Source organism: Planctomycetota bacterium (genome assembly GCA_016207825.1).
GTDB lineage: Bacteria > Planctomycetota > MHYJ01 > JACQXL01 > JACQZI01 > JACQZI01.
Genome location: JACQZI010000010.1, coordinates 82,407 through 104,438 on the forward strand (window position 1 = coordinate 82,407; position 22,032 = coordinate 104,438).

A 22,032-nucleotide genomic window follows, 5' to 3' on the forward strand; every position below is an offset into this window, starting at 1 on the left:
CTGTGTTCTCTGTGGTAAAAGAAAGGAATAAATATGACTAACGCTTATGTATCCGAACTATCCAAACACGTCGGCAAAGAAGTTACTATCAAAGGCTGGCTCTATAACAACCGCTCCAGCGGGAAGATTCAGTTCATGCAGGTGCGCGACGGCACCGGAATCGTCCAGTGCGTCTTCTCACCCAAGGACGTGGGAGAAGAGACCTTTAAGGCCTGCGACAAGCTTCCGCAGGAAAGCTCACTGGCCGTTACCGGCTCGGTGCGGGAAGACAAACGCGCCCCCGGCGGCTACGAACTGACCGTAAAGGCAGTCCAGATTTTCCAGCAGGCAGAGCCATACCCGATTGCCCTGCAGGAACACGGCGTCGGATTCCTCATGGAACAGCGCCACTTGTGGCTGCGCTCCAAGAAACAGGTCGCCGTCCTGAAAATCCGGGCGGAAATCATACGCGCCATCCGCGACTTCTTTGATAATAACGGATTTACCCTTGTTGATACGCCGATACTTACCCCGGCCGCCTGCGAAGGCACGACCACCCTTTTTGAAGTGACTTACTTTGATGACAAGGCATATCTTACCCAGAGCGGACAGCTTTATAACGAAGCCAACGCCATGGCGCTGGGCAAGGTCTATTGCTTCGGTCCCACTTTCCGCGCGGAGAAATCCAAGACCAGGAAGCACCTGATGGAATTCTGGATGGTCGAACCGGAAGTCGCTTATGCCGAGCTTAACGACATCATGGATTTGGCGGAGAATTTCGTGGAATATATCGTCCAGCGCGTCCTTGAAAAACATCAGGAAAACCTGAAGGTTCTGGAACGCGATACCAAACCATTGGAAAAGGTCAGGAAACCGTTCCCGCGCGTTGCTTACAGCGAGCTCATGAAATCATTTGATGAATGGAAACATCCCTTTAAGAAAGGCGATGACCTGGGCGCGCCGGAAGAAAGCGTTATCGGGCAAAAGTTTGATAAGCCGGTACTGATTCACCGCTTCCCCATGGCGGTCAAGGCGTTTTATATGAAGCCCGACCCGGCTGACCCGACCTATGCACTGTGCGTAGATATGATTGCGCCGGAAGGCTACGGCGAAATCATCGGCGGCGGACAGCGTGAAGACGATGTCAACAAACTCACCGCCAAGATTAAGGAATGCAAGCTCCCGATGGCGTCGTTTGAATGGTATCTGGATTTACGGAGATACGGCTCTGTCCCGCACGGCGGATTCGGGCTGGGTGTCGAGCGCACCGTAGCGTGGATTTGCGGAAGGGAACATATCAGGGAATGCATCCCTTATCCGAGGATGCTTTATAAGATTTATCCGTAGGAATCATGAAACCATCCCGCTTCGTCCCCCGACGCTACGTCGTGAGACTACGGGGACTCCCGATTTATATCCCGATAAAATCGGGATAACGCCTGGAATGGTGCAGATTACACGGATTAAAACGACATGAGGTCTTTTGATTATACGCTAACTCATTGAATATGACACCGTTAGAAATTAAATTAATGGTAACAGGATTTATCTTTTTTATTGGAATAGCTGTTTGTTTTATCGATATGAAAAAAGAAAAAGCTCTTCCAGATTATATGTGGCGTTTAGGTCATGATGATCCAATGAAAAATCTTTCCTATAAAGAAAATGGGTCACCAAGAAAGTATCTTAAACATTCTATCTTAATATTGCTTGCAATATGTATTGGTGTAATATGGGTATTTTTTTAGTTATGTTTAATTCTCTCTGATTTAAAGAATAATTATTCACTTCCCAGATAACTTAGCGGCATTCCCGGATGATTTAAGGGATATCCCCAGATGATTTAGGCAACCGCGTGGACGGTCTACGCAACCGTGTGAATGGCCCAAATATGCCTAAAAATAAATAAAACCGCTTTACACCACTCTCTATATCATTTAGGTATACAGAGGTTGCCGTTTAGGCACACTATCCATGCCGTTTAACTATACAAAGATTATCGTTTAGGTATACTCTCCTTGCCGTTTTCCTATACTATCTATATCATTTACCCCTACCATCTATACCGTTTTACGCCGCCATCCATGCCGTTTGGATATACTAAGATTGCCATATAACCATACAGGGATTACCGCATAACTATATAGATTATACCGCATAGATACACAGATTATATGGTTTACCCCCACCGGGATAGGGGTAGTCCCCCCCCTGTTTGGCTATAACCTTATGATTTATAATAGGTAATATTCAAATTCAGTCTCCCCTAAAACCGGCTGGAAGTGCCCCGATGGGTCGGGACTCCACTGCTGTTTCGCCTTATATTTAAGATGAAGATAAAATGTCCTTTTTACCATCATTCCAGCAAACGCGGGAATCCAGACTTAAATACTGGATTCCGTGTCAAGCACGGAATGACACCGACACTTTGTGTCGGAATTCGTCTTTATTCGCCCCCTGCCTACCGGCGGGGACTCCCCATTAATCGGGTGCCCCCGAACCCCGCCTAAGCGGGGGGAGCGGGGTGTTATTCGTGTTCTAATTCTACCGCACCTCAAATAACCCGATATAGCATCCCCAGAAACTGGGTGGCGTTAAATGGTTTCGGGGCGTAGTCGTCCAACCCTTTTTCAGAGGCTATCATCACGGCGAACTGGTTATCATTCTCAGTCGGTAACCCATGAGACCCTTTAATCAATTCCGGGCTTAACGGAATTGACATGGTCTTCATATCGACAAACAATTCGCACGGGTCATAACCGGGTTTATTGTGGATATCAACTGTTCTGGCATAAAGCGGAGTCCTGGCGTCATCCTCCCAGTAATAATAGGCAAACCATTTATCTTTCTTGCTTAAGGCAATAAGCTGTCCACTGCGAGGATTGTGAATCTGCAATCCTTTTTGCCCGTTCCGGTCAAGCACTTTATCAACCCCCTCTGCCGATTCAAGGGCTTTCTTCGCCTTTTCTATCGCATCAGGCTTGCAATAAATATGGGCAATCTGGTGGTCAACCACGGCAAAGGCATCGCTCCCTTCAAAATCTATGTATTCAGCGCCGCTTATTTCGCGCGTCTTTAATAATCCGGCTTTCCGCAATATCCTGTTCGGAAAAACCGCGCCGCTTACCGGAACCAGCCCGTATTCGGAAATAATAAATAGAACGGCATTCTCCTTGCCGTATGCTTCCCTGAATTCCATAAACCTGCCGGCGATATCGTCCGCCACTTTGAGTTCTTTTTCCACTGCCGCTGAATCGGGCGCGTGGCGCTGGGAAACGTAATCCAGGTGAGGGATATACGCCAATAACATATCAGGCGCTTCCTCTTTCAATGTGCGCAACGAGGCTTCGGCAATCCATTGGCTGGACTTTGCGTTTGCCATAGGACCCCAATAATCCCTTAAGCTAAAAGGCCCAATTTTCGCGGTAAGTTTTTCATAATATCCGTCCGGTTTGGAATAGCACCATTCGGTCATGCCTTTATCCGTATGAATCGGAGACGGGGTGACCACGATATCGGCATTGATGTATTTACTGTTCTGCCAGAAGAGAACCGCCACTTTGGAAGCCTTGTTCCTTTCGCGCATGATATCCCAGATGCGGGGGCCATTGACAAGCGCGTTTTCCTGTCGCCAGAATTCCGGTTTCATGGTGCCGCTGTCAAAATACCCGTTGCCGACAATACCGTGGTCTGCCGGCGGCTTGCCGCTTAACAAAGTCGCCTGGACCGAGCAGGTTACCGCCGGGAAAGACGGTATCATGGCACGATAGGTTCCGCTTGCTTTAAGCCTGGTTATATTCGGTATCAATGATTTCTTCTTTAATAAAGCCGGAGAAAGCCCGACGATATCCAGGACGATTACTATTTGCTTTTTCATCCAGACCATCCTTTCTTAAACACGAATCAGACGAATAGAACGAATCCCACGAATAATAATTCAATTAGCGATACGTTTATATTCGACCTTCTTCTTCCCGAAATTTATAAGGATTCCGAGTTTCAACCCGGTTGCCTTTAAGTATGAGTATAATTGCGCTTCAAACACTTCATTTAATTCTGAAACGGCTTTAAGTTCCAGTATAACCTTATCTTCTACTATTAAATCTAACCTAAAATCGCCCAAATCTTCATCCTTATAAATAACTTTTACCGGTTTCTGTGTTTCATAACTAATCTTCCGGTCACGAAATTCCCGGCATAGCGCTTTCTCATACTTATCCTCCGGAAAACCGGGACCAAGAATATTATGAACCTCAAATACCGCTTCCATTATTTTATAGGATATATCCTTGTAAATAAAATCGTCCATATTCGTGTTATTCGTCTAATTCGTGTTATTCGTGTTATTCTTTACGTCATCTCGAAAATTATTCCTAATACCAAAGCCGGTATCATCAACGATGCTATTATACCTGCCTGCCAGTAATATCCGTTCATAAAAACCAGCAATCCGTCTATAAGCGGGATAATCAGGATTCCTGTTTTCACTATCTTGCGAAGCGCGGGCTTATCATTCTCTAATCTAGCCAGTGCTGTGGTTATTGCAATGTAGATAAATATTATTACAGGGAATATTATAAACTCTTTGGGGAATGCCCCCCCGATATTTAATCCCAATTCCCAATTAAAAGCGCGGCATAGCGGCATGAATATGATGGCGGTAATAAACCATCTCTTAAACAATGAATCATAAAGAAACGCGCTTAATGCGATAACGGAACAAATAACGCCTGCGCTTGCCGAAATCATAAACCCGCAAACAATTCCCGCCATGAGCAAAAGGATTCCAAAGGACAAAGCTATTGACGGCTTGATAACGCCCGAAGGCAAAACCCGATTGGGACGCTCTTTTTTATCACGTTTCAAATCGAAGTAATCATTAAGCGCCATCCCGCCGCTGTAAAGCGCGGCTGAGGCAACCGAGCCGAATATGATGTGGGCGGTTGCCGGGAAAACGCTCCCTGCAACAACCATCCCTGCCCAGACATTTGATATGGCAGTGAAAATATTGGGCAGGCGGATTAATCTTAACAAACCAATGATAAAACGAAACATATTTTACGAAATACAGAACACGAATCTTACCCCGAAAACATTCGGGGTGCTATTCGTGTTACTCTTTCTCTGAAACAAACTGTTTAAGGTGTTGTAAGCTTTGGCTCCCGACTTCCACCGGATTATCCTGATAAGGATACAATTCAACGCTGATAAATCCATCATAGCCTATATCTTTTAACGCCGTGAATACCGGGGGAAAATCTATTTCACCCTGCCCGCATATCTTGTGGTTATGGACCCTGCCTGAAATATCTTCTATATGGACGTGATGGATATAAGGCGCGAGTTTATTTATGACCTCCGCGGGGTTTTCACCGGCGCACCAGAAATGGCCGATATCGCAGTTTAATCCGATAATTGATGTATCAACCTTCCTGATAAACTCCCCGAATTGGACTGAGTTCTCCATCAGTAAATCCGGTTCCGGCTCAACCAGTATTTTCACACCCAATTCTTTGGCAAGAGGGATAACTTCTTCCAATCCTCTGATAAATATCTCCATTGCGTCCTTGCGGGTAAAATGCTCCAAACGGCCCCCGGGCTGGATGGAAATATTCGGGCAATCAAGCTCTTTGGCAAGGTGCAAGCATTGCTTTGTATGTTGGATGCGCATGTCCCTGTCTTTCGCTTCCTTCTCAATCCATGAAGGATGATGCATATCCCCTATGGCAAACAGGGTGAAGGTATTCAGATTGGAAACCGCCAGATTTTCTTTCTTTAAGAGCGATTTTAAAGCACTGAGCTTTCGAGCATCTTGATAATCTGGGGGGTAAAGGTGGGGACGGTCTGCCATGATTTCCACCCCGGCAAAGCCTATTTCCCTGATAAGGCGTATGGTTTCTTCCAGGCTGTATTTCTTAAAAGCATTCGTGCTGTAAGCGAATTTCATTTACATACCCAAATCTTTCTTAATCAGATTACGCCACATTGTCATTGCGAATCCCGATTTATCGGGATGAAGCAATCCCTTTTAAAATGGGATTACTTCGTCACTATGTTCCTCGTAATGACATTATAACAAAACTATGGTTTAATCCTCCAGCCGGAATTTAGGCGATTGGGAGAAAAAGCCAAAGGCATTCCGGAAAACCACCTTTTCTATCTCCTCTTCGCTTAGCCCGAAACCCGGGAATTGCCTTGCCGCTTCCGCCACATTCAAGGGGTAAGATTTCCCCCAATCAGCCGAGCTGTTTATCAGGATGCGGCCTGCCCCGTATTCTTTTATCATCTTAGCGGCGCGCTCGTTGCTTACCTTGGTCGGATAAAGGGTCATCCCGGCAATGATATCCGGTTCTTTCAAAGTAACGCCGATTGTTTCCTCGGTATTATGGTCCATCACGTAGCGCTTCATATCCACCCCGACCTTTTTCATGATAGCAAGCATCCTCTCCACCCCGACCCGCTTATTGGTATGGGGGGAATGGATTATCACGAGCGACTTATGTTTCTCCGCCAGCTCCACCTGGCGTTTAAATACTTCTTCCTCATCCGGGGTAATCAAATCCAGCCCGATTTCCCCGACACCGATGCAATTAGGGTGTTCCAGATATTTCCCCAGGTTATTGACCACCTCAAATGCAATCTCGGTATGGCGGGCTTCTTTGGCATTGACTCCGAGCAGGCTGTAATGGTATAAGCCGTATTTGCGCGCCCGGCCGTTCTCAAAGTTAAGCAAATGCTGGAAATAATCGTAATAACTGCCAGCCGATGTCCGGTCTGTCCCCGACCAGAAAGCCGGTTCAATCACCGCGACATAACCGGATTTCTTCATCGCTTCGTAATCATCGGTAGTCCGGGCATACATGTGAATATGCGGCTCGATAATTTTCATCTTTATCTCTCTTTCTTAGTTTTACTTAAATATTCCTCCAACAAATGCCACTGCTGGTGTAAATCGGAAACGTCCGTCCCCAGCGGCTGTTTGAAAAAGAGCCCCAGATGGCTTAAAATGCCGGATTCCTTCCGGCGATGCGCCAGGTCAACCAACCGGATTAAGTCAATGACCAGCGGAGCCGCCAGCATCGAGTCGCAACCCTGCCAGATAAACTGCATTGACATCTTGGTCCCCAGGAATCCTTCGAAATGTATGAAATCCCAGGCAACTTTCCATTCGCCCAGGGACGGGACATAATCAATGCCGGTATGTGTATGCGGCTTATATCCAAGCGCCTGCGGAAGCACCGTGTCCTTGGCGCTGAGCTTGGACTTCAGGCTTTCCGGGTCAGCCAGCACCTTGCCATCCATATTTCCCAGGATATTATAACCCTGCCAGGAAAGTATTTTCAGCGCCCGGTATTTGAACATGCCTGCCAAGACGGCCTTGATAAGCGTTTCTCCGGTCTTGCCGTCTCTTCCGGCATGCGGTATCGCCTGTTGTTTGGCAAGCTGGAAAAGCGCCGGGATATCCGACCCGACAGAAGGAGTAAAATTAATATAAGGGCAATTGCATTTGAAAGCGACATACGCGTAAAGCGAGCTTGCCCGCGCTATTTCCTTATGGTTAGTCTTAAGCATTTCCTCAAATCCATCGATGCTTTCGGTATGGATACCCGTCATGGCAGGCGGTTCGGTGGATGCCAGGTTTAGGACAATTACCCGCTCCAGATTATTTGATTCCTTGAACTCGGTAATATCCCGGCTTAATTGCCCGACTATTTCCGCAAGAGACAACGCATCCAGCTTGCTGGTTTCGCCGACTGCCTCGGAAACGCCTTTCCCGCACCCGACGGTTATTCCCAGGCGCGTGTTCTTTTGGAGGGTCTCAAAATACGCGCCGATACTTTCCACGACCCGGCGGCCAATATGCGCCTCTTCAGCGAGACGTTCAAAGCTTTCCCGTGCATTGCCTTTGCGCACCTCATGCCCGCCAAAGATTATCCGGTCAAATGGGGTGAAACCAACATTCTTAAAATCGGGGAGTTCAGTAATCAATCCGATTGGCTCGGCAAGCTGCCGGGCAAATATCTCGGCTCCGGCAACCGCGGCGGAAGCGACCGAGCCGGACGCGCCGATTATCCAAACACCAAGAGATTTATTTCCCATTTTCTATCCATTATTAGAATAAACCTTCGATTGTGACAATAAAATTCGTTCCTGATTCGTTGTTGCCGGAACCATGAATGCGGTAATCACGGCCGGTAATATTTTCCACCCCCGCCGAGATATTAAAGTATTTATTTAGCCTGGTTCCTCCTTTAAGATTATAAATCGTGTAGCCGGGCGTGCCGTCCGGTGGTATTCTTTGCGTATCCAGTTTATCCAAAGGAGATAATCTATCCTGCCGGTCGGCTATCTTAACCATGCCTTCAAGCCATGTTTTACTATCAACATTTTCCCATCGGCCGCCAAAGGTAAATGCCGGAGGCGGTATTTTGGACATGGGTTTTTCTTCTTTAACCAAGGCCGAGGTCGGATAAGTATCCACCGCGCCTCTCTGGCAACCGGCGCCGGCAAAAATACTCCACTGGTTATCTATCTCGTATTTCCCGCTTAATTCGCCGCCGTAAATAAAGCCGTCCCCGATATTCGCTTTTTGCACCTCGTTCTTGCCGCTGACGACATTACCGGTCGGATAACGGACAATCATATCCTTGATATTGGTATGGAAAACCGCGCCTTGTACGCTGAATGTTTCGTATCTTGCCTTGGCTCCGGTTTCTATGGTGGTAAAATATTCCGGCTTCAATCCGGGAGAAGGCATTTCTATCTCATTGGAAAGCGCGATATCCAGCCGTGACAGGTCGGAAAGGTTCGGCGCCCTGAACCCCTGGGAAACACCGCCGAATATATTCCAATTCTCATTCGCTAAGTATGCCAGGCGCAAATTACCCACCAAACTGCTCCAGTTATCTTCCAGGGAAATCTGCTTCTTTGTATTCGGGTCGTAACCCTTATCCGCAGAGACATCAACCTTGGTATAACGCGTGCCGGCGGTCACTGTCATCTTTTGCGTCAGCGCGTATTCATCCTGGATATAAACGCCGCCCATATCATACGTGGCGTTATCCGCGATTGAGCCCTGGATTCCAATCGATTCCAATGTACCGTCGGATTTGTAATTTCGGGCAAAGGAATTGGCGTTGTCGCGGTAAAACTCCACGCCGTAACTGAGGTAACCCAAAGAAGACTTACATTCAGCCTGCGCAAAGAACCCGGCTGTGCCGATGGTAAAGCCCTGCGTCTCTATTTTATCATTGGAACGCAGGCGGAACTGCTCCTCATCCTGCGCCTGGTAAGAAAAGCTGAATTTCGCCTTGTCTCCCATCCAGCCGGCTTCATCCTTATGATATTGGACGTAAAAAAGCTCTCTGGCATGGTCCAATGAACGCTCCTTATCCGTTCCGATGGCTGTCCCACGCCATGATATGCCGTAAACGGTCGAATGCGTGCGCCAGGCATCCGGCTGGGTAACCTTTTGGTAAACCAGGACCAGCTTATCGACTGAAGATAATTTATAATCCAGCCTGATATCATAATCATTTTCCCGATAGCCTGTTTCGGGTTGTAAACCGACATACCTGCCTCCGGCGAGGTCGCCAAAATCCTTGCCTGAAGCTCCGGCAATAAACGACAACGATTTATTGACTGTGTATGACGATTCCAATCTTGTTACGGCTGATTTATCCGCACTTGAATAACGCTGAACCATCCGGCCATGCCATCCATCTTTCTCTGGGACGGGAGTCAGGGCATTGACCGCGCCGCCGATTGAATCGCTCCCGTAAAGGACGGAAGAAGGGCCTTTGACTATTTCCAGTTGTCCGATGGTAAAAGAATCAACCGTATTCCAATATTCATTCGGCCCATCGCGGAAGGCGGAGTTATTCAAACGGACACCGTCTATCATAAAAAGGGTGCGGAAGCCGGTAAACCCGCGCAGGAACGGGGCGCCCTGCCCCTGCGAGGTCTTCTGGACGGTGATTGAGGGGTCGGATGAAAATATTTCGGGGGTCGTCCGGCTCATCTGTTGGTTCTGGATTTCCTCTGCGCTAATAACCTCAGCGATATAAGGCGACTCCAAAACCTTCTCCTCATGGCGCGAGGCGGTCACGATTATCTCATCGGCTTCCTCGCGTTTGACCCCTATAGTTTCTGAATCATCAGCTAAGGCAACCGGAATACAAGGAGTTATCACCACAAAGGCGCAAAGGGCACCAAGAAATACATGCTTCATAATAAATTTTCCTTTATTTAACATTACCTATATAAGCGCAGGGAACGGGGAAAAGGTTCGGTCCGATAAATAGAATTTTAGTTTTTGTTTATGGGGTAGACTGGCTCGCACCATGGAGCATAGTAGTTATTATAATGGGGTCGGGTAGCTTTTAGAATGGGGTCTGGTAGCTCTTACCTATACGTATTATAGCTTTTAGAATGGAGTCAGGTAGCTTTTACCTATATGTATTATAACTTTTAGGGGTGAGTAATATAGCTTTTACCCGTATGTATTATGGCTTTTAGAGGGGAGTAATATAGCCTTTACCCGTATGTATTATAGCCTTTAAGATGGGGTCGGGTAGCTTTTATAATGGAGTCTGGTAGCCTTTAGGGGGGTGTATACCCGCCCCCTCCGCTACGTTGCGGGGGCTATAGCCCCCATTTTAATTCATTACGGGGACGCCTGATTCTAATATATAAGTAGGAAAGCCCCGACATTCGTCGGGATGCCGATTGATTATAAGATTGAATAGCAAGGACAGCCCCTTCGTCTGAAACCAGCTTATATTGAGTTTAGGGTGCTCCTCTATATATGGGGTAGGGTGGGGAGGCGGCTCTAAAAGCTATCCCAAACGGCTCCAAGAGTTATCCCAAGCGGCTCGAAGAGCTACCCCGAACGGCTCCAAGAGTTACGGGAAACTGCACCAAAGGGTATGGAAAGCGACTCCAAGAATCCCGGGGAGCGGCTCCAAAATCCCTATGGAACGGCACCTAAAGGTATAGGGAACGGCTTTAAAAGGGCTGGGAACCCGCACCTAAATCTATCCGGGACTGCACGAAGAGGTATGGGGTACGGCTCCAAAAAGTATCCCGACCGGCACCTTAAAAATCAGGTAATCGGATTTACCCAGTTCCAGGGACAGTTTCAGGAACGCTTTACTTAATCCATAATTCGGCATGCTGTCCCCAGCGAACTTTTACTTTTATTATAAGTTATGGTAAATTTACCGTATCACCCTCTTTATACGCTTTGGTCATTTCTATACCATTAACCTTATAGGTAATAATTCCTTTTTTAGGCACATTAATATGAGGGTCGCCTTTAAGATTATTATCAACCTTCATAACCAATTTCCCGTTTTTTATATGCCCACGAGCAATATCGGTTATGTCAAGAGTTTTATCCGACGTACCATAAGTTGCCCTTATAATCTCAAATGGCTCTATAGAACTTGTTTTAGCAAAAGATTTTACTTCGCCAGAAGTTGCAATCTTTTTTATAGTTGTATCTCTTTGGAGGAAGAAATAAATGGTAAGTAATAAAAATAGCACTCCAACAATCAAAAAAAGCCAGATCAATAAACTTAAAGCACCTGTTTCTTTAGCAATAAAAACAGAAACGAATCCCCCCAGTCCTAGTGAACAAAATAGCATAAAAATATCACCTAATACGCTCTTGCTTTTAATATCATTCAAATCATTCTCTGTTACCAAATAATAAATCACTTCTCGTTCTTTAATAGTCGTTTTAATTAGTTCGTTTGTATTATTAGTATTCATTTTATTCTCCTCCTATGTTAATAGTCAAATATTTTACTTCGTACTCCGAAGACATGTTTTTTAAGTGCTTATCCTCCCCGCCAAAAGCGGGGCGGATAACTTAAATTTATTAAAGTCTTCGCATATTTAATTGTTCTTTAAACTTCAATACTTTTTCCCTTTCTTATTGTAGTCTTCGGAGTAGAATTATTGTCGGTGAACACCATCCTCCTATTCAGGCTCCCCGATATTCATCGGGGGCCTATGGTGACTATTCGGTTACAGGTCCAGTTAATCTCCTTCTCGGGGTCAATTAAGCCCCATACAAAAATGCAACCTATAACCTATCTACTCCAGACCACGGTTTTATTATACCAATGATCCAAAGTTTCCACCAACCTATTTGGCTATTATCGTATCATCTCCTTTGTAATATATACACTCACAGTTCCAAAGACACCATACCGATTGGTTTAATTGCAGGTAGAATATCACAATTACTAGGAATGTCAAGGGAAAAAGATTAAGGTTAAGGAAAAGGCTGAGGGTTTTGGAGGTGATTTTTATTTGATTAGCCCCGGCGGGATTGTTTTAATGTCCGTCAATGAGCAATACGCCTGACGACATCCAATTAATGGCGCTGGTAAAAGACGGCAATCTTGACGCCTTCCGCCAGATTATGGAGCGCCACCAGAATTCCTTACTGAACTTTTTCCGGCGTTCGGGCGCTGATATATATAGGGCCGAAGATTGCGTCCAGGAGACCTTTATAAAGCTCTATAATTACAGGAGGAAATATAAGGCGACTGCTAAGTTTACCACGTTTTTGTATACGCTGGCAAGGCATAGCTGGGCGGATGAATGCAGGAAGAATAAATTCCGCCACAGAGACACCCCCTACCTTCGGTATGGGACTCCCTATTATTCGGGTGTCCCCGAAGCGAAGCGGAGCGGGGCAGAGGACACTGAGGCAATATCGGATTCTAAACAGGATTGTTCGGATAAGAAACTGGATATAGAGATGGCTCTGGGAAAACTATCGGATAAGTTGAGAGAAACAATAATATTAAACGTTTACCAGGGGCTTGATTACCAGGAGATTGCCGAGGTCTTGGAAATCCCACTGGGTACGGTGAAGTCGAGGATGTCTGCGGCGTTTGAGGAGTTAAGAAAAATTTTAGGAGAGGATGAACACGAATGACACTAATGGGACGAATACCACGAATATAAATTCTTATTAGTGTAATTCGCTCTTATTCGTCCTATTCGTGTTAATCTTTTAATCTCTCGGAGGAATAAATATGAAATGCAAATGGCAAGATGAAATAATCGCTTATCTTCAGAATGAGCTGGATGAGGCACCCGGGATTAGCTTTGAGCAACACCTTAAAGGCTGCCCGGATTGCTCTAAAAGGCTAGATGATTACCGACAAATCAACCAAAAGCTAAAGTGCGTGCCTCAAGATACTGTAAAAGGGAATATTCAGGAAAAGGTGTTGGCGGCTATTAAGTCACAACCTTCAACAAAACCCCAACTTCGTCGGGACAACTTAACACACCCCGTCCCTTCGGGACACCCCTCTCAAGAGGGGATTTTCCCACAAGTCCCCTCTAAAAAGAGGGGATTCAGGGGTGTGTTTATGTTTTCCTCTATCTCAAGCAAATCGTCAACATTTTTACGTTTGGTAATCGCGGCCGGTATTTTACTTCTGCTGGGCGCAGGGATTTTTATCTTAAGCCAATCACGGGAAATAAAACCCGTTATCCAAAACACCCCTGCCTGTGCTACGGCAGACAGGCCTGCCAATAGCGAAACCATCACCAAGGCATTGGACTGGCTGGCTAACAATCAGGACGAAACGGGCAAGTGGCCCGCGGAGAAATGGGGAGGCGATAAGCAATACGAAATCGCCCTGACTGGGCTTTCAATCATGGCATTGGACGGAGCCGAGCCCAACTTAAGAAAGAGATACGTTCCTAATATCGATAAAGGAATAAAATACCTGATTGACCGGCAGTCAGCGGATGGAAGCTTCGGACCAAAGTTTACCGGGACGCCTTATAACCACGGCATCGCCACGGTCTGTCTCTTGGAAAACTACGCCCTGAGTAAAGATAATAAATTAAAAGCTCCTGTTAATGGAGCGCTAAACTATATCTCATGGACTCAAAAAGCAGACGGCGGCTGGGGATATCTGGCAAGCCAGGACGAACTGCCCAATACGGCTGTTTCTTTCTGGTCTATCCATGCGTTGCTCCTGGCTAATTCCATGGACTTCGGCGATTTAACGCCCTCAATCAAAAAGGGATTCGAGTGGCTCTCCGGCATCTCGGATGAGACAGGCCGGCCGGGCTACAGCAAGACATCAGAATTCCCATACGGCGCTGAGACGCTTTCGGCGATGACGGCTTTCTGCTACACTTACGGAGGGGAGAAGTATTTGCCGGATAAAGAGAAATACCGGAAGCTATTCAATTACCTGTCAGTTGAAACGACCGCGTCAAACGAAGTGAATTATTACCGCTCGTATTTCATGTCATACGTCCGGCATCCGTCCATGGATGCGTGGCGCAATAACCTCTTTGCCACTTTGTCCAAAACGCAATGCCAGGCCGATATTTTAACAGGCAGTTGGGACCCATCGGATAAATGGGGCGAGGTGGGCGGCAGGGTTTATACGACAGCCTTGGCATCGCTTTCGCTTGAGGCAACGACGCGGGGAGAACGGCTGAAGAACCAGTTCACTACAAGGTAAATAGTTTCCGCCACAGAGGCACAGAGGTCACCGAGTGAGAGACAAATTGTTTAATTCTCCACGCCTCAGCGGTTATATTTGTATCAAATCTCCGATTGACGCCTTGACGATATTCCAGAGCGGGACCCAATATACGCCCAGGGCCAGAACCGGAATTACAAAGATGACCAGGAGGATTGAATAGTATAAAGAAACGCGTGACGGCAATCCAGCCGCCTCGGACGGTGTTTCCAGGAACATGGCTCTAATCACACGGGCATAATAATATAACGCGATAACGCTGTTCATCGCTCCGATTACGGCAAGCCAATACCAGACGTTTATTCCCAGATAATACCAGCCTGTCTCAAGCAAGGCTTTTTCTATAACGGCCTTGAAAATATACAGTTTGCCGATAAATCCGGCCAGCGGAGGCAATCCGGTTAAAGAAAATAAGAATATTGCCATAATGATACCGACCAAAGGCATCCTCCAGCCAAGCCCGCGATATTCCTTTATATCCGCACTGCCTGTTTTTTCCTCTACGGCAATAACCACCAAAAACGCCCCTAAATTCATAAAGAAATACACCACGAAATAGAGGATAACCGCTTCCCATCCTTCCCGCGTGGATAAAACAACACCCATCAGCATATAGCCGCAATGGGCAATGCTGGAATATGCGAGCAGGCGTTTAAGGTTTGTCTGTTTAAGCGCCCCTAAATTACCCACAACCATGGTGAGAATGCTTATTACAATCAGCATCGGCTGCCAGACAAACGCGACATTAAACATAGTAGGCCCGGACGGTTCGAATAAAATCGATAAAAACCTGATAAGTATGGCAAAACCTGCCGCCTTGGGCCCGACCGACAAGAAAGCGGTAATCGGGGTGGGAGCGCCTTCGTATACATCCGGACACCACATATGGAAAGGCACAGCGGCAATTTTGTAACCGAATCCGACCAATATCAAAAGCGTAATCGTTATCAACAGCGGGCTCGTTGAAGCGCCGCTGAGATATTGCCTGATTGCCATAAAGTTCGTGCTTCCGGCAACCCCATAAAGCAGTGACATACCGTAAATCATTATGCCGGAGGCAATCGCCCCGTAAATGACGTATTTCAAACCGGCCTCGCTCGACTTGCTGTTGCCTTTGACAAATGAAGTCAGGATGTAAGAAGAAATACTGACTGTCTCAATGGCGACATAAGCCATTAATAAATCATTAGCGCTGACTAATAGGCACATCCCGACCGTGGCAAACAGAAGAATGACGTAATATTCAGGCGCGATTTTATAGGAAGATTTCAAGGAGAATAAAATCGTAAAGAACGTTACCGCGATGCAAAACGCCTTAAAGAATATGGTGAATTTTCCCAACGCTATAGCACCGGAAAACAATGTATTTACGACGTCATTATGCCGGATGGACATCAAAACGACAAACGCCACGACCAAACCCATCAGGGCAAGCGGCGCCGCCATCCGCTTGCCCTTGCAGATGACGACTATAAGGATGACCAGCGCTTCAATGGACAGGACAAGCTCCGGCGTAAAGTAACGGACGCTTTCTAATAAATTCATAGTATTACCACGAAAGCACGAAAGATCTCATCACGAAGACACGAAAAATAAATATTCCGTGATTTCGTAACCATTTCGTGTTTTAGTGTTCCTATTTAATTAATTTTACCAGCTCGACAACCGAGCCGTTTATCAGGTTAATTATCGGCGTGGCATAGACGCCGACGTAGATAACTATCAAGCCCAAAGGCACCAGGGTAAACATCTCGCGGAAGTTTATTTCCGGCAAGTCCGCGTATTTCTCGTTCAAGAGGCCCAAGAACATCCTCTGCATTGCCCAGAGAAAATATCCGGCGGTCAAGACCACGCCGGTAACCGAGGCGATGGTGAATGCGGTATAGACCTTGAATGCGCCCAGGAAAACCAGTATTTCGCTGATGAATCCGCTCAATCCCGGTAATCCCATCGAGGCGAAGAAGGCAAACGAGGTCATCGCGGTATACAAAGGCATCCGGCTGGCCAAGCCGCCGAAGCCGTTGATATCGCGGTGATGCGCCCGGTCATAAATAACACCGGCTATCAAGAAGAGCATCGCGCTGATACAACCGTGGTTAAACATCTGAAGTATTGCGCCGTTTAATGCCATCTGCGCGCTTTCCGTCGGCGCATTAGCGGCTTTCATTCCGCAGGCCGCGGCAATGCCCAAGAGGCAAAAACCCATATGGCTGATGCTGGAATAGGCAATCATGCGCTTCAAATCAGTCTGCGCCATGGTGCACAATGCGCCGTAGATAATATTTATCATCCCGATGATTGCCATGACGATGGCAAAAGACATAGCCGCTTCCGGCAACATCGGAATTGAAATCCTCAAGATTCCGTAAACGCCCATCTTCAAGAGTATTGCCGCCAGGATAACGCTGATGGCGGTAGGCGCTTCGGTATGCGCATCCGGCAGCCACGTATGGAACGGGAAAGCCGGTATTTTTATGGCAAAGGCAATGTATAATCCGATAAATCCAACCAGCCACATTCCGCCTTTGAACATTCCGGCATTTTGAATCAATTGCGGGATGGAAAAAGTATTCGGCGTTGAGGCAAAATATAACGCCAGCATGACCAAGAGCATCAGGACGCTTCCTAATAAAGTGTAGAGGAAAAACTTGATGGCAGCATATTCACGGCGCGGACCGCCCCAGACGCCGATTAAGAAATACATCGGCAGTAATGTCAATTCCCAGAATACGTAAAAGAGAAAAAAGTCCAGCGCGCAGAAAACCCCCATCATGCCGGTATTGAGAATCATGTAAAGGATGTGATACCCCTTAACTCCTTTCTGGATATTCCAAGAGGCAAACAGCCCCAGGAAACAGACAAGCGGGGTTAAGAGAACCATGAGAATGCTGATGCCGTCAACTCCCAGATAATACTGGACATTAAAAGCCGGAATCCATTTGTATTGTTCCGTAAGCTGGAAACCGGTTGCATCGTTTTTATATATGGTTAAAAGATAAACTGTCAAAACCAACTGGACGGCCGTAAAGACTATCGATGTCCAGCGGATAGCCTTATGCCATTTGCCGGGCATAAAGAGAAGAAGAGGCACCGCCATGAGCGGCAGGAATATTAACAGGCTTAACATAAATTGTCTCCCTTATTTATATCAACTAATTATAATAAGTAAAAACAGGATAACCAAAACGAACACGCCGCCGGCTGCCCAAGCGAGATAGGTTTTAAGGTTTCCGGTCTGGGTCTGATTAACTGCTTCACCGCTGACCAGAACCGCCTGGCCGGTGGCGTTCACTGCCCCATCGACAAAGGTCTTATCGGTCCAGCCTGAACCAAAGGCAACGCCGACCGTCCCTTTGCCAAAGGCATTAACAATCCAATCTATGATTCCCAAATCTATCTTGTAAGCAAGCAGCCTGTTCAACCGCAAGAGATTATTCACGATAAGCGCCTGATAAATCTCATCCACATAATATTTATTGAGGAGCAAATTATACGCCAGCGGGAACCTCTGCGCTATCTTAACCGGCAGGTCCTTGCGTTTCATATAAAGATAGTAGGCAATAAAGATACTGAATAATACCACGATAACGGAAACAACCATAAGCATAATTTCCAAGCCGGCTTCTGACTGGTGGCTTTCAGCGGGCATTGTCATCTCTTGGTGCGAAGCGAATGCTGGTTCCATGAAATGTTCTATATGATTGCCGCCGCCCAAAACATAAGGAATACCAATCCAACCGCCGATGACTGAAAGAATCGCCAACACAATCAAAGGAATGGTCATTACCTTGGGCGATTCGTGGATCCCGTTATGCCCGTCATGGCTGTTATGTCCGTTATGTTTCTCGTCGCGGTTTTCTCCGTAGAACGTCACGAACACCAGCCTGAACATATAAAGCGCGGTCAAGCCGGCGCCAAAAACCCCTGCCACCCAGAGTATCCAATGCCCATTATGGCTGGAAAATGCCTTCCAAAGTATTTCATCCTTGCTGAAGAATCCTGATAATCCGGGAATACCGGCAATAGCCAGAGTAGCTATCAGGAATGTCCAGAAGGTTATAGGCATATATTTCTTAAGTCCTCCCATCTTCCTGATATCCTGCTCACCGCCTGTTCCGTGAATCACACTGCCCGAACCCAGGAAGAGAAGCGCCTTAAAGAATGCATGGGTCATAAGGTGGAAAATACCGGAGGCAAATGCACCAACGCCAACGCCGAGGAACATATAACCCAGCTGGCTGATAGTAGAATACGCCAGCACTTTCTTGATATCATTCTGCACGAGACCAATGGTCCCGGCAAATACAGCCGTGGTGACACCGACAATCGCCACGACCATCATAGCAGTCGGAGTCAATACGAACAGGAAATTCATCCGGGCAATCATATAAACGCCAGCCGTAACCATGGTGGCAGCATGGATAAGCGCGCTCACCGGGGTTGGGCCTGCCATGGCATCGGGCAGCCATACATATAATGGTATCTGGGCTGATTTGCCGGTGGCACCGACGAATAGAAGCAATCCGATAGCGGTTGCCATTGGGGCAAAGACATGGCTGTTTTTCGCTAATCCGGCAAAGTCAAGCGTTCCGCCGTACCAGAACAACATCAACACCCCAAGAGCGAATCCAAAATCACCGATGCGGTTAACGATGAAGGCTTTCATGCCGGCAATGGCGTTTTCCTTCTTCTCAAACCAGAATCCGATTAAGAGATACGAACATAACCCCACGCCTTCCCAACCGACAAACATGAGAAGCAGATTATTGCCCATCACCAGGATAAGCATGGCAAAGGCAAAGAGGTTGAGGAATCCGAAATATCTGGCGTAACGCTTGTCATCCGCCATGTAACCGATGGAATAGACGTGAATCAGGAATCCGACACCGCTCACCACCAGCATCATGATAATTGAAAGCGGGTCAATCAGAAAGGCAAAGCTTATCTTAATGCCGCTAAAGCTAATCCAATCATAAAATGACTTATCAATCACCCTTTGGGCGGTCGGGAGGTTCATTAAGCCAAAGAACGTTATGGCTGATAAGACAAACGAGCCGAAGATAGTTCCGCAGGCAAGCCAGCTGACCAGCTTTTTGGGGAGAAACCTGCCGACCAGCATATTAATCACCGCACCAAATGCCGGCAGCAACGGAATCAGCCACAAATAATCTTGCATAATTATATCAGTGTTTCAAATCGTCCGCTTTATCCACGTCAACGGATTTCAAGTTCCGATAAATATTAAGTATAATGGCAAAAGCCACGGCCGCTTCGGCCGCAGCCAGGATAATCACGAATATGGCAAAGACCTGCCCGGAAATATTATTCGCCGTGTAACGCGCAAAGGCGACGAAATTGATATTGGTGGAATTGAGAATGAGTTCGATGCCCATTAATATTGCCACCGCATTCTTGCGCGTTAAGACAATATACAAACCAAGCGCAAACAGTATCGCGCCGATAATTAAATAATGCTGCAAGGGATAAGCCTGTAATAATGTCATTACTTTTTCTCACTCCGGGCTAAATACGCCGCGCCGATAAGCGCGACTAATAACACCACAGAAACCGCTTCAAAAGGCAAGAGATACTGCCCCATTATCGACATCCCAATCTGAGCCGTGGTCGGAGTATCCTGCAAGGGAACAGTTTCCCACGGAGTCTTTACGATTACCCAGATTAACACCGCCAGTACAGACAGCGATATCAATCCGCCCAGCCACGGTTTCGCCGCGGGATTTGACAGGTTTACATCACTGATTTTATTCGTAAGCATGACCGCAAAGAGGATTAAAACCAGAATGCCGCCGACGTATATCAGTAGCTGCAGCGCCGCCAGGAAATCAGCCGCTAAAAACACATATAGCCCTGCCACTCCGAAGAAAGTCAAGAGCAGCGCAAACGCCGAATGGGTAATATTCCTGGAAAACGCCACGATAAAGGCGGAGTTTAGAACCAGCAACACTAACCCATAAAATATAACGTGGTGAATTATCTCACTTAGCATAATGCTTGATTAATTCCTCGCGCGATAAAGCCGAGTTTTCATGTTCCTTGCTCAAGTAAATCGCCGCGGTCGGGCAGCCTTCGGCGCAAAACCCGCACTGGATGCACTGGGCGATATTTACGTCAAACTTGGTTACAGTTTTTATCCGCTTCATTGCCTTACCTTCTTTGTTCATAACCTTGGCAGGAGCATCACTTTTTTCTCCTTCCAAATCTATACAACTTACCGGGCAGATATTCACGCAATAAAGGCAGCTGATGCATTTATCCGTATCCGCCTTGACCATCCCTCTAAACCGTTCGGTCATCTGTATCCTTTCTTCCGGATACTGCACGGTTGTGGGTTTGGCGAAAAAGTATTTTATCGTTATCTTCATCCCTTTGAGGATGCTCCATAACTCCGTTATAATCTGCTTAAAATATTTTATCATATTAGCATCCAGATTCCGATTCCCATTATATTAACAAAGGCAAACGGCAAAAGGACCTTCCAAGCCAGGTGCATCAACTGGTCAACCCGATAGCGCGGCAATGTCCAGCGCAGCCACATCTGGACAAAGACCAGAAATAATGCCTTGCCGAAGAACCAGCATAACCCTTCTATGACAAACCAATTACCCGGTAAAATATGAAAAGGCAAAACGCTCTGGAATCCGCCCAGGAAAACGATTGTGGCGAGTGATGAAACCGCCAGCATATTGCCGTATTCGGACATATAGAAGAAAGAAAACCTCATGCCGCTGTATTCGGTGTGGTATCCGGCAACGATTTCAGATTCCGCTTCCGGGATATCAAAAGGAACTCGGTTGGTTTCGGCCAGCGATGCCACGAAATATATAAAAAAGGCACTCATGGTAAAGGGCGGATAACGAAAAACAAACCACCTCCAAAATCCGCCATCCTGCTGGCGGGTAATCTCAAAGAGGTCAAGCGTCCCGGCAATCATGACAATAGTCAGGAATGAAACGCCGATGGGAACTTCGTAGCTCACTATCTGGGCGGCCGAACGTAATCCGCCCAAAAGCGACCATTTGTTTCCCGAAGCCCAGCCGGCCATGATAATTCCCACCACAACGATACTGGAAATCGCCAATACATATAATAAGCCTATATTGAGATTGGTAATACCAAGCGACTGACCGAATACCATGCTGAACGGAAAAGCGGCAAATACGGCAAAACAACCAAGAAACACGATATAAGGAGCAAAACGGAAAAGTATTTTATCCGCCGCATCAGGAATCAGGTCTTCTTTAAGCACCAGTTTAATCCCATCCGCAACAAACTGCAAAACACCATGCGGGCCAACCCGGTTCGGCCCATGGCGCGACTGCATATGACCGGCAACTTTCCTTTCCGCGTAAGAAGCCACTCCGGCAAACAACATCACCATGCCTAAAACGACTCCGGCAAAGATAAACATAAAAAGAATGTACCATATCTCAATCGGAACGGGTTCCAGGAATTGGAGGTATCCGGCCACCCATTTTTGAACTATATCAATCAGTTGTTGCAT

General features: G+C 46.8%; 19 protein-coding genes. 4 read left to right on the plus strand and 15 right to left on the minus strand.

What is annotated here, in order from left to right; all coding sequences use genetic code 11:
• Positions 1–33: 33 nt before the first annotated feature.
• Both asnS and HY811_05165 read left to right on the plus strand, forming a co-directional pair.
• Positions 34–1,326 carry an asparagine--tRNA ligase gene (gene asnS, locus HY811_05160; protein MBI4834188.1) on the plus strand — a complete coding sequence of 431 codons (1,293 nt, stop codon included), beginning with the start codon at positions 34–36 and terminating at the stop codon, positions 1,324–1,326.
• 161 nt (positions 1,327–1,487) lie between these two features.
• The gene (locus HY811_05165) at positions 1,488–1,727 is read left to right on the plus strand and encodes a hypothetical protein (GenBank protein MBI4834189.1); all 240 of its coding nucleotides are present in this window, start codon (positions 1,488–1,490) and stop codon (positions 1,725–1,727) included.
• A gap of 806 nt (positions 1,728–2,533) precedes the next feature.
• Here the strand turns inward: HY811_05165 and HY811_05170 are convergent.
• From HY811_05170 to HY811_05205, 8 genes are all read right to left on the minus strand, one after another.
• Entirely contained in the window at positions 2,534–3,856 is a 1,323-nt protein-coding gene (locus tag HY811_05170; GenBank protein ID MBI4834190.1) for an alkaline phosphatase family protein, read from the minus strand.
• A 60-nt stretch (positions 3,857–3,916) separates the two neighbouring features.
• Positions 3,917–4,288, minus strand: a complete 372-nt coding sequence (locus HY811_05175) for a GxxExxY protein (GenBank protein ID MBI4834191.1) — start codon at positions 4,286–4,288, stop codon at positions 3,917–3,919.
• 41 nt (positions 4,289–4,329) lie between these two features.
• Complete coding sequence (locus HY811_05180; protein MBI4834192.1) at positions 4,330–5,034, minus strand: UbiA family prenyltransferase; 705 nt, start codon at positions 5,032–5,034, stop codon at positions 4,330–4,332.
• A 58-nt stretch (positions 5,035–5,092) separates the two neighbouring features.
• Positions 5,093–5,926, minus strand: a complete 834-nt coding sequence (locus tag HY811_05185) for a sugar phosphate isomerase/epimerase (GenBank protein MBI4834193.1) — start codon at positions 5,924–5,926, stop codon at positions 5,093–5,095.
• 141 nt (positions 5,927–6,067) lie between these two features.
• On the minus strand, positions 6,068–6,841 hold the full coding sequence (locus tag HY811_05190) for a TatD family hydrolase (GenBank protein MBI4834194.1): 774 nt from the start codon (positions 6,839–6,841) through the stop codon (positions 6,068–6,070).
• A 29-nt stretch (positions 6,842–6,870) separates the two neighbouring features.
• The gene (locus tag HY811_05195; protein ID MBI4834195.1) at positions 6,871–8,079 is read right to left on the minus strand and encodes an inositol-3-phosphate synthase; all 1,209 of its coding nucleotides are present in this window, start codon (positions 8,077–8,079) and stop codon (positions 6,871–6,873) included.
• A gap of 13 nt (positions 8,080–8,092) precedes the next feature.
• Positions 8,093–10,210, minus strand: coding sequence for a TonB-dependent receptor (locus HY811_05200; GenBank protein ID MBI4834196.1), 2,118 nt, complete (start codon positions 10,208–10,210; stop codon positions 8,093–8,095).
• A gap of 977 nt (positions 10,211–11,187) precedes the next feature.
• Complete coding sequence (locus HY811_05205) at positions 11,188–11,754, minus strand: hypothetical protein (protein MBI4834197.1); 567 nt, start codon at positions 11,752–11,754, stop codon at positions 11,188–11,190.
• A gap of 583 nt (positions 11,755–12,337) precedes the next feature.
• On the opposite strand from HY811_05205, the gene HY811_05210 reads away from it, so the two are divergent.
• Both HY811_05210 and HY811_05215 read left to right on the plus strand, forming a co-directional pair.
• A complete protein-coding gene (locus tag HY811_05210; GenBank protein ID MBI4834198.1) occupies positions 12,338–12,934 on the plus strand; it encodes an RNA polymerase sigma factor in 597 nt (198 codons plus the stop codon).
• A gap of 100 nt (positions 12,935–13,034) precedes the next feature.
• Positions 13,035–14,489: a zf-HC2 domain-containing protein gene (locus tag HY811_05215; protein MBI4834199.1), complete on the plus strand. Its 1,455-nt coding sequence runs from the start codon at positions 13,035–13,037 to the stop codon at positions 14,487–14,489.
• 72 nt (positions 14,490–14,561) lie between these two features.
• Here HY811_05215 and HY811_05220 read toward each other — a convergent pair whose 3' ends face one another.
• From HY811_05220 to nuoH, 7 genes are all read right to left on the minus strand, one after another.
• Positions 14,562–16,055 carry an NADH-quinone oxidoreductase subunit N gene (locus HY811_05220; GenBank protein ID MBI4834200.1) on the minus strand — a complete coding sequence of 498 codons (1,494 nt, stop codon included), beginning with the start codon at positions 16,053–16,055 and terminating at the stop codon, positions 14,562–14,564.
• Positions 16,056–16,146: 91 nt separating this feature from the next.
• Positions 16,147–17,637, minus strand: coding sequence for an NADH-quinone oxidoreductase subunit M (locus HY811_05225; GenBank protein MBI4834201.1), 1,491 nt, complete (start codon positions 17,635–17,637; stop codon positions 16,147–16,149).
• Between the two features lie 21 nt (positions 17,638–17,658).
• Complete coding sequence (gene nuoL / locus HY811_05230; protein ID MBI4834202.1) at positions 17,659–19,686, minus strand: NADH-quinone oxidoreductase subunit L; 2,028 nt, start codon at positions 19,684–19,686, stop codon at positions 17,659–17,661.
• A gap of 7 nt (positions 19,687–19,693) precedes the next feature.
• Positions 19,694–20,014, minus strand: a complete 321-nt coding sequence (gene nuoK / locus HY811_05235; GenBank protein ID MBI4834203.1) for an NADH-quinone oxidoreductase subunit NuoK — start codon at positions 20,012–20,014, stop codon at positions 19,694–19,696.
• Positions 20,014–20,517: an NADH-quinone oxidoreductase subunit J gene (locus tag HY811_05240; GenBank protein MBI4834204.1), complete on the minus strand. Its 504-nt coding sequence runs from the start codon at positions 20,515–20,517 to the stop codon at positions 20,014–20,016. Before HY811_05240 ends, nuoK begins: the two co-directional genes overlap by 1 nt.
• The gene (locus HY811_05245) at positions 20,507–20,947 is read right to left on the minus strand and encodes an NADH-quinone oxidoreductase subunit I (GenBank protein ID MBI4834205.1); all 441 of its coding nucleotides are present in this window, start codon (positions 20,945–20,947) and stop codon (positions 20,507–20,509) included. Before HY811_05245 ends, HY811_05240 begins: the two co-directional genes overlap by 11 nt.
• Entirely contained in the window at positions 20,944–22,032 is a 1,089-nt protein-coding gene (gene nuoH, locus HY811_05250; protein ID MBI4834206.1) for an NADH-quinone oxidoreductase subunit NuoH, read from the minus strand. Before nuoH ends, HY811_05245 begins: the two co-directional genes overlap by 4 nt.

Bases quoted from the DNA above. Each gene is read 5' to 3' on its own strand.
- asnS (MBI4834188.1), top strand. From the start codon at position 34: ATGACTAACGCTTATGTATCCGAACTATCCAAACACGTCGGCAAAGAA.
- HY811_05165 (MBI4834189.1), top strand. From the start codon at position 1,488: ATGACACCGTTAGAAATTAAATTAATGGTAACAGGATTTATCTTTTTT.
- HY811_05170 (MBI4834190.1), bottom strand. From the start codon at position 3,856: ATGAAAAAGCAAATAGTAATCGTCCTGGATATCGTCGGGCTTTCTCCG.
- HY811_05175 (MBI4834191.1), bottom strand. From the start codon at position 4,288: ATGGACGATTTTATTTACAAGGATATATCCTATAAAATAATGGAAGCG.
- HY811_05180 (MBI4834192.1), bottom strand. From the start codon at position 5,034: ATGTTTCGTTTTATCATTGGTTTGTTAAGATTAATCCGCCTGCCCAAT.
- HY811_05185 (MBI4834193.1), bottom strand. From the start codon at position 5,926: ATGAAATTCGCTTACAGCACGAATGCTTTTAAGAAATACAGCCTGGAA.
- HY811_05190 (MBI4834194.1), bottom strand. From the start codon at position 6,841: ATGTATGCCCGGACTACCGATGATTACGAAGCGATGAAGAAATCCGGT.
- HY811_05195 (MBI4834195.1), bottom strand. From the start codon at position 8,079: ATGGGAAATAAATCTCTTGGTGTTTGGATAATCGGCGCGTCCGGCTCG.
- HY811_05200 (MBI4834196.1), bottom strand. From the start codon at position 10,210: ATGAAGCATGTATTTCTTGGTGCCCTTTGCGCCTTTGTGGTGATAACT.
- HY811_05205 (MBI4834197.1), bottom strand. From the start codon at position 11,754: ATGAATACTAATAATACAAACGAACTAATTAAAACGACTATTAAAGAA.
- HY811_05210 (MBI4834198.1), top strand. From the start codon at position 12,338: ATGAGCAATACGCCTGACGACATCCAATTAATGGCGCTGGTAAAAGAC.
- HY811_05215 (MBI4834199.1), top strand. From the start codon at position 13,035: ATGAAATGCAAATGGCAAGATGAAATAATCGCTTATCTTCAGAATGAG.
- HY811_05220 (MBI4834200.1), bottom strand. From the start codon at position 16,055: ATGAATTTATTAGAAAGCGTCCGTTACTTTACGCCGGAGCTTGTCCTG.
- HY811_05225 (MBI4834201.1), bottom strand. From the start codon at position 17,637: ATGTTAAGCCTGTTAATATTCCTGCCGCTCATGGCGGTGCCTCTTCTT.
- nuoL (MBI4834202.1), bottom strand. From the start codon at position 19,686: ATGCAAGATTATTTGTGGCTGATTCCGTTGCTGCCGGCATTTGGTGCG.
- nuoK (MBI4834203.1), bottom strand. From the start codon at position 20,014: ATGACATTATTACAGGCTTATCCCTTGCAGCATTATTTAATTATCGGC.
- HY811_05240 (MBI4834204.1), bottom strand. From the start codon at position 20,517: ATGCTAAGTGAGATAATTCACCACGTTATATTTTATGGGTTAGTGTTG.
- HY811_05245 (MBI4834205.1), bottom strand. From the start codon at position 20,947: ATGATAAAATATTTTAAGCAGATTATAACGGAGTTATGGAGCATCCTC.
- nuoH (MBI4834206.1), bottom strand. From the start codon at position 22,032: ATGCAACAACTGATTGATATAGTTCAAAAATGGGTGGCCGGATACCTC.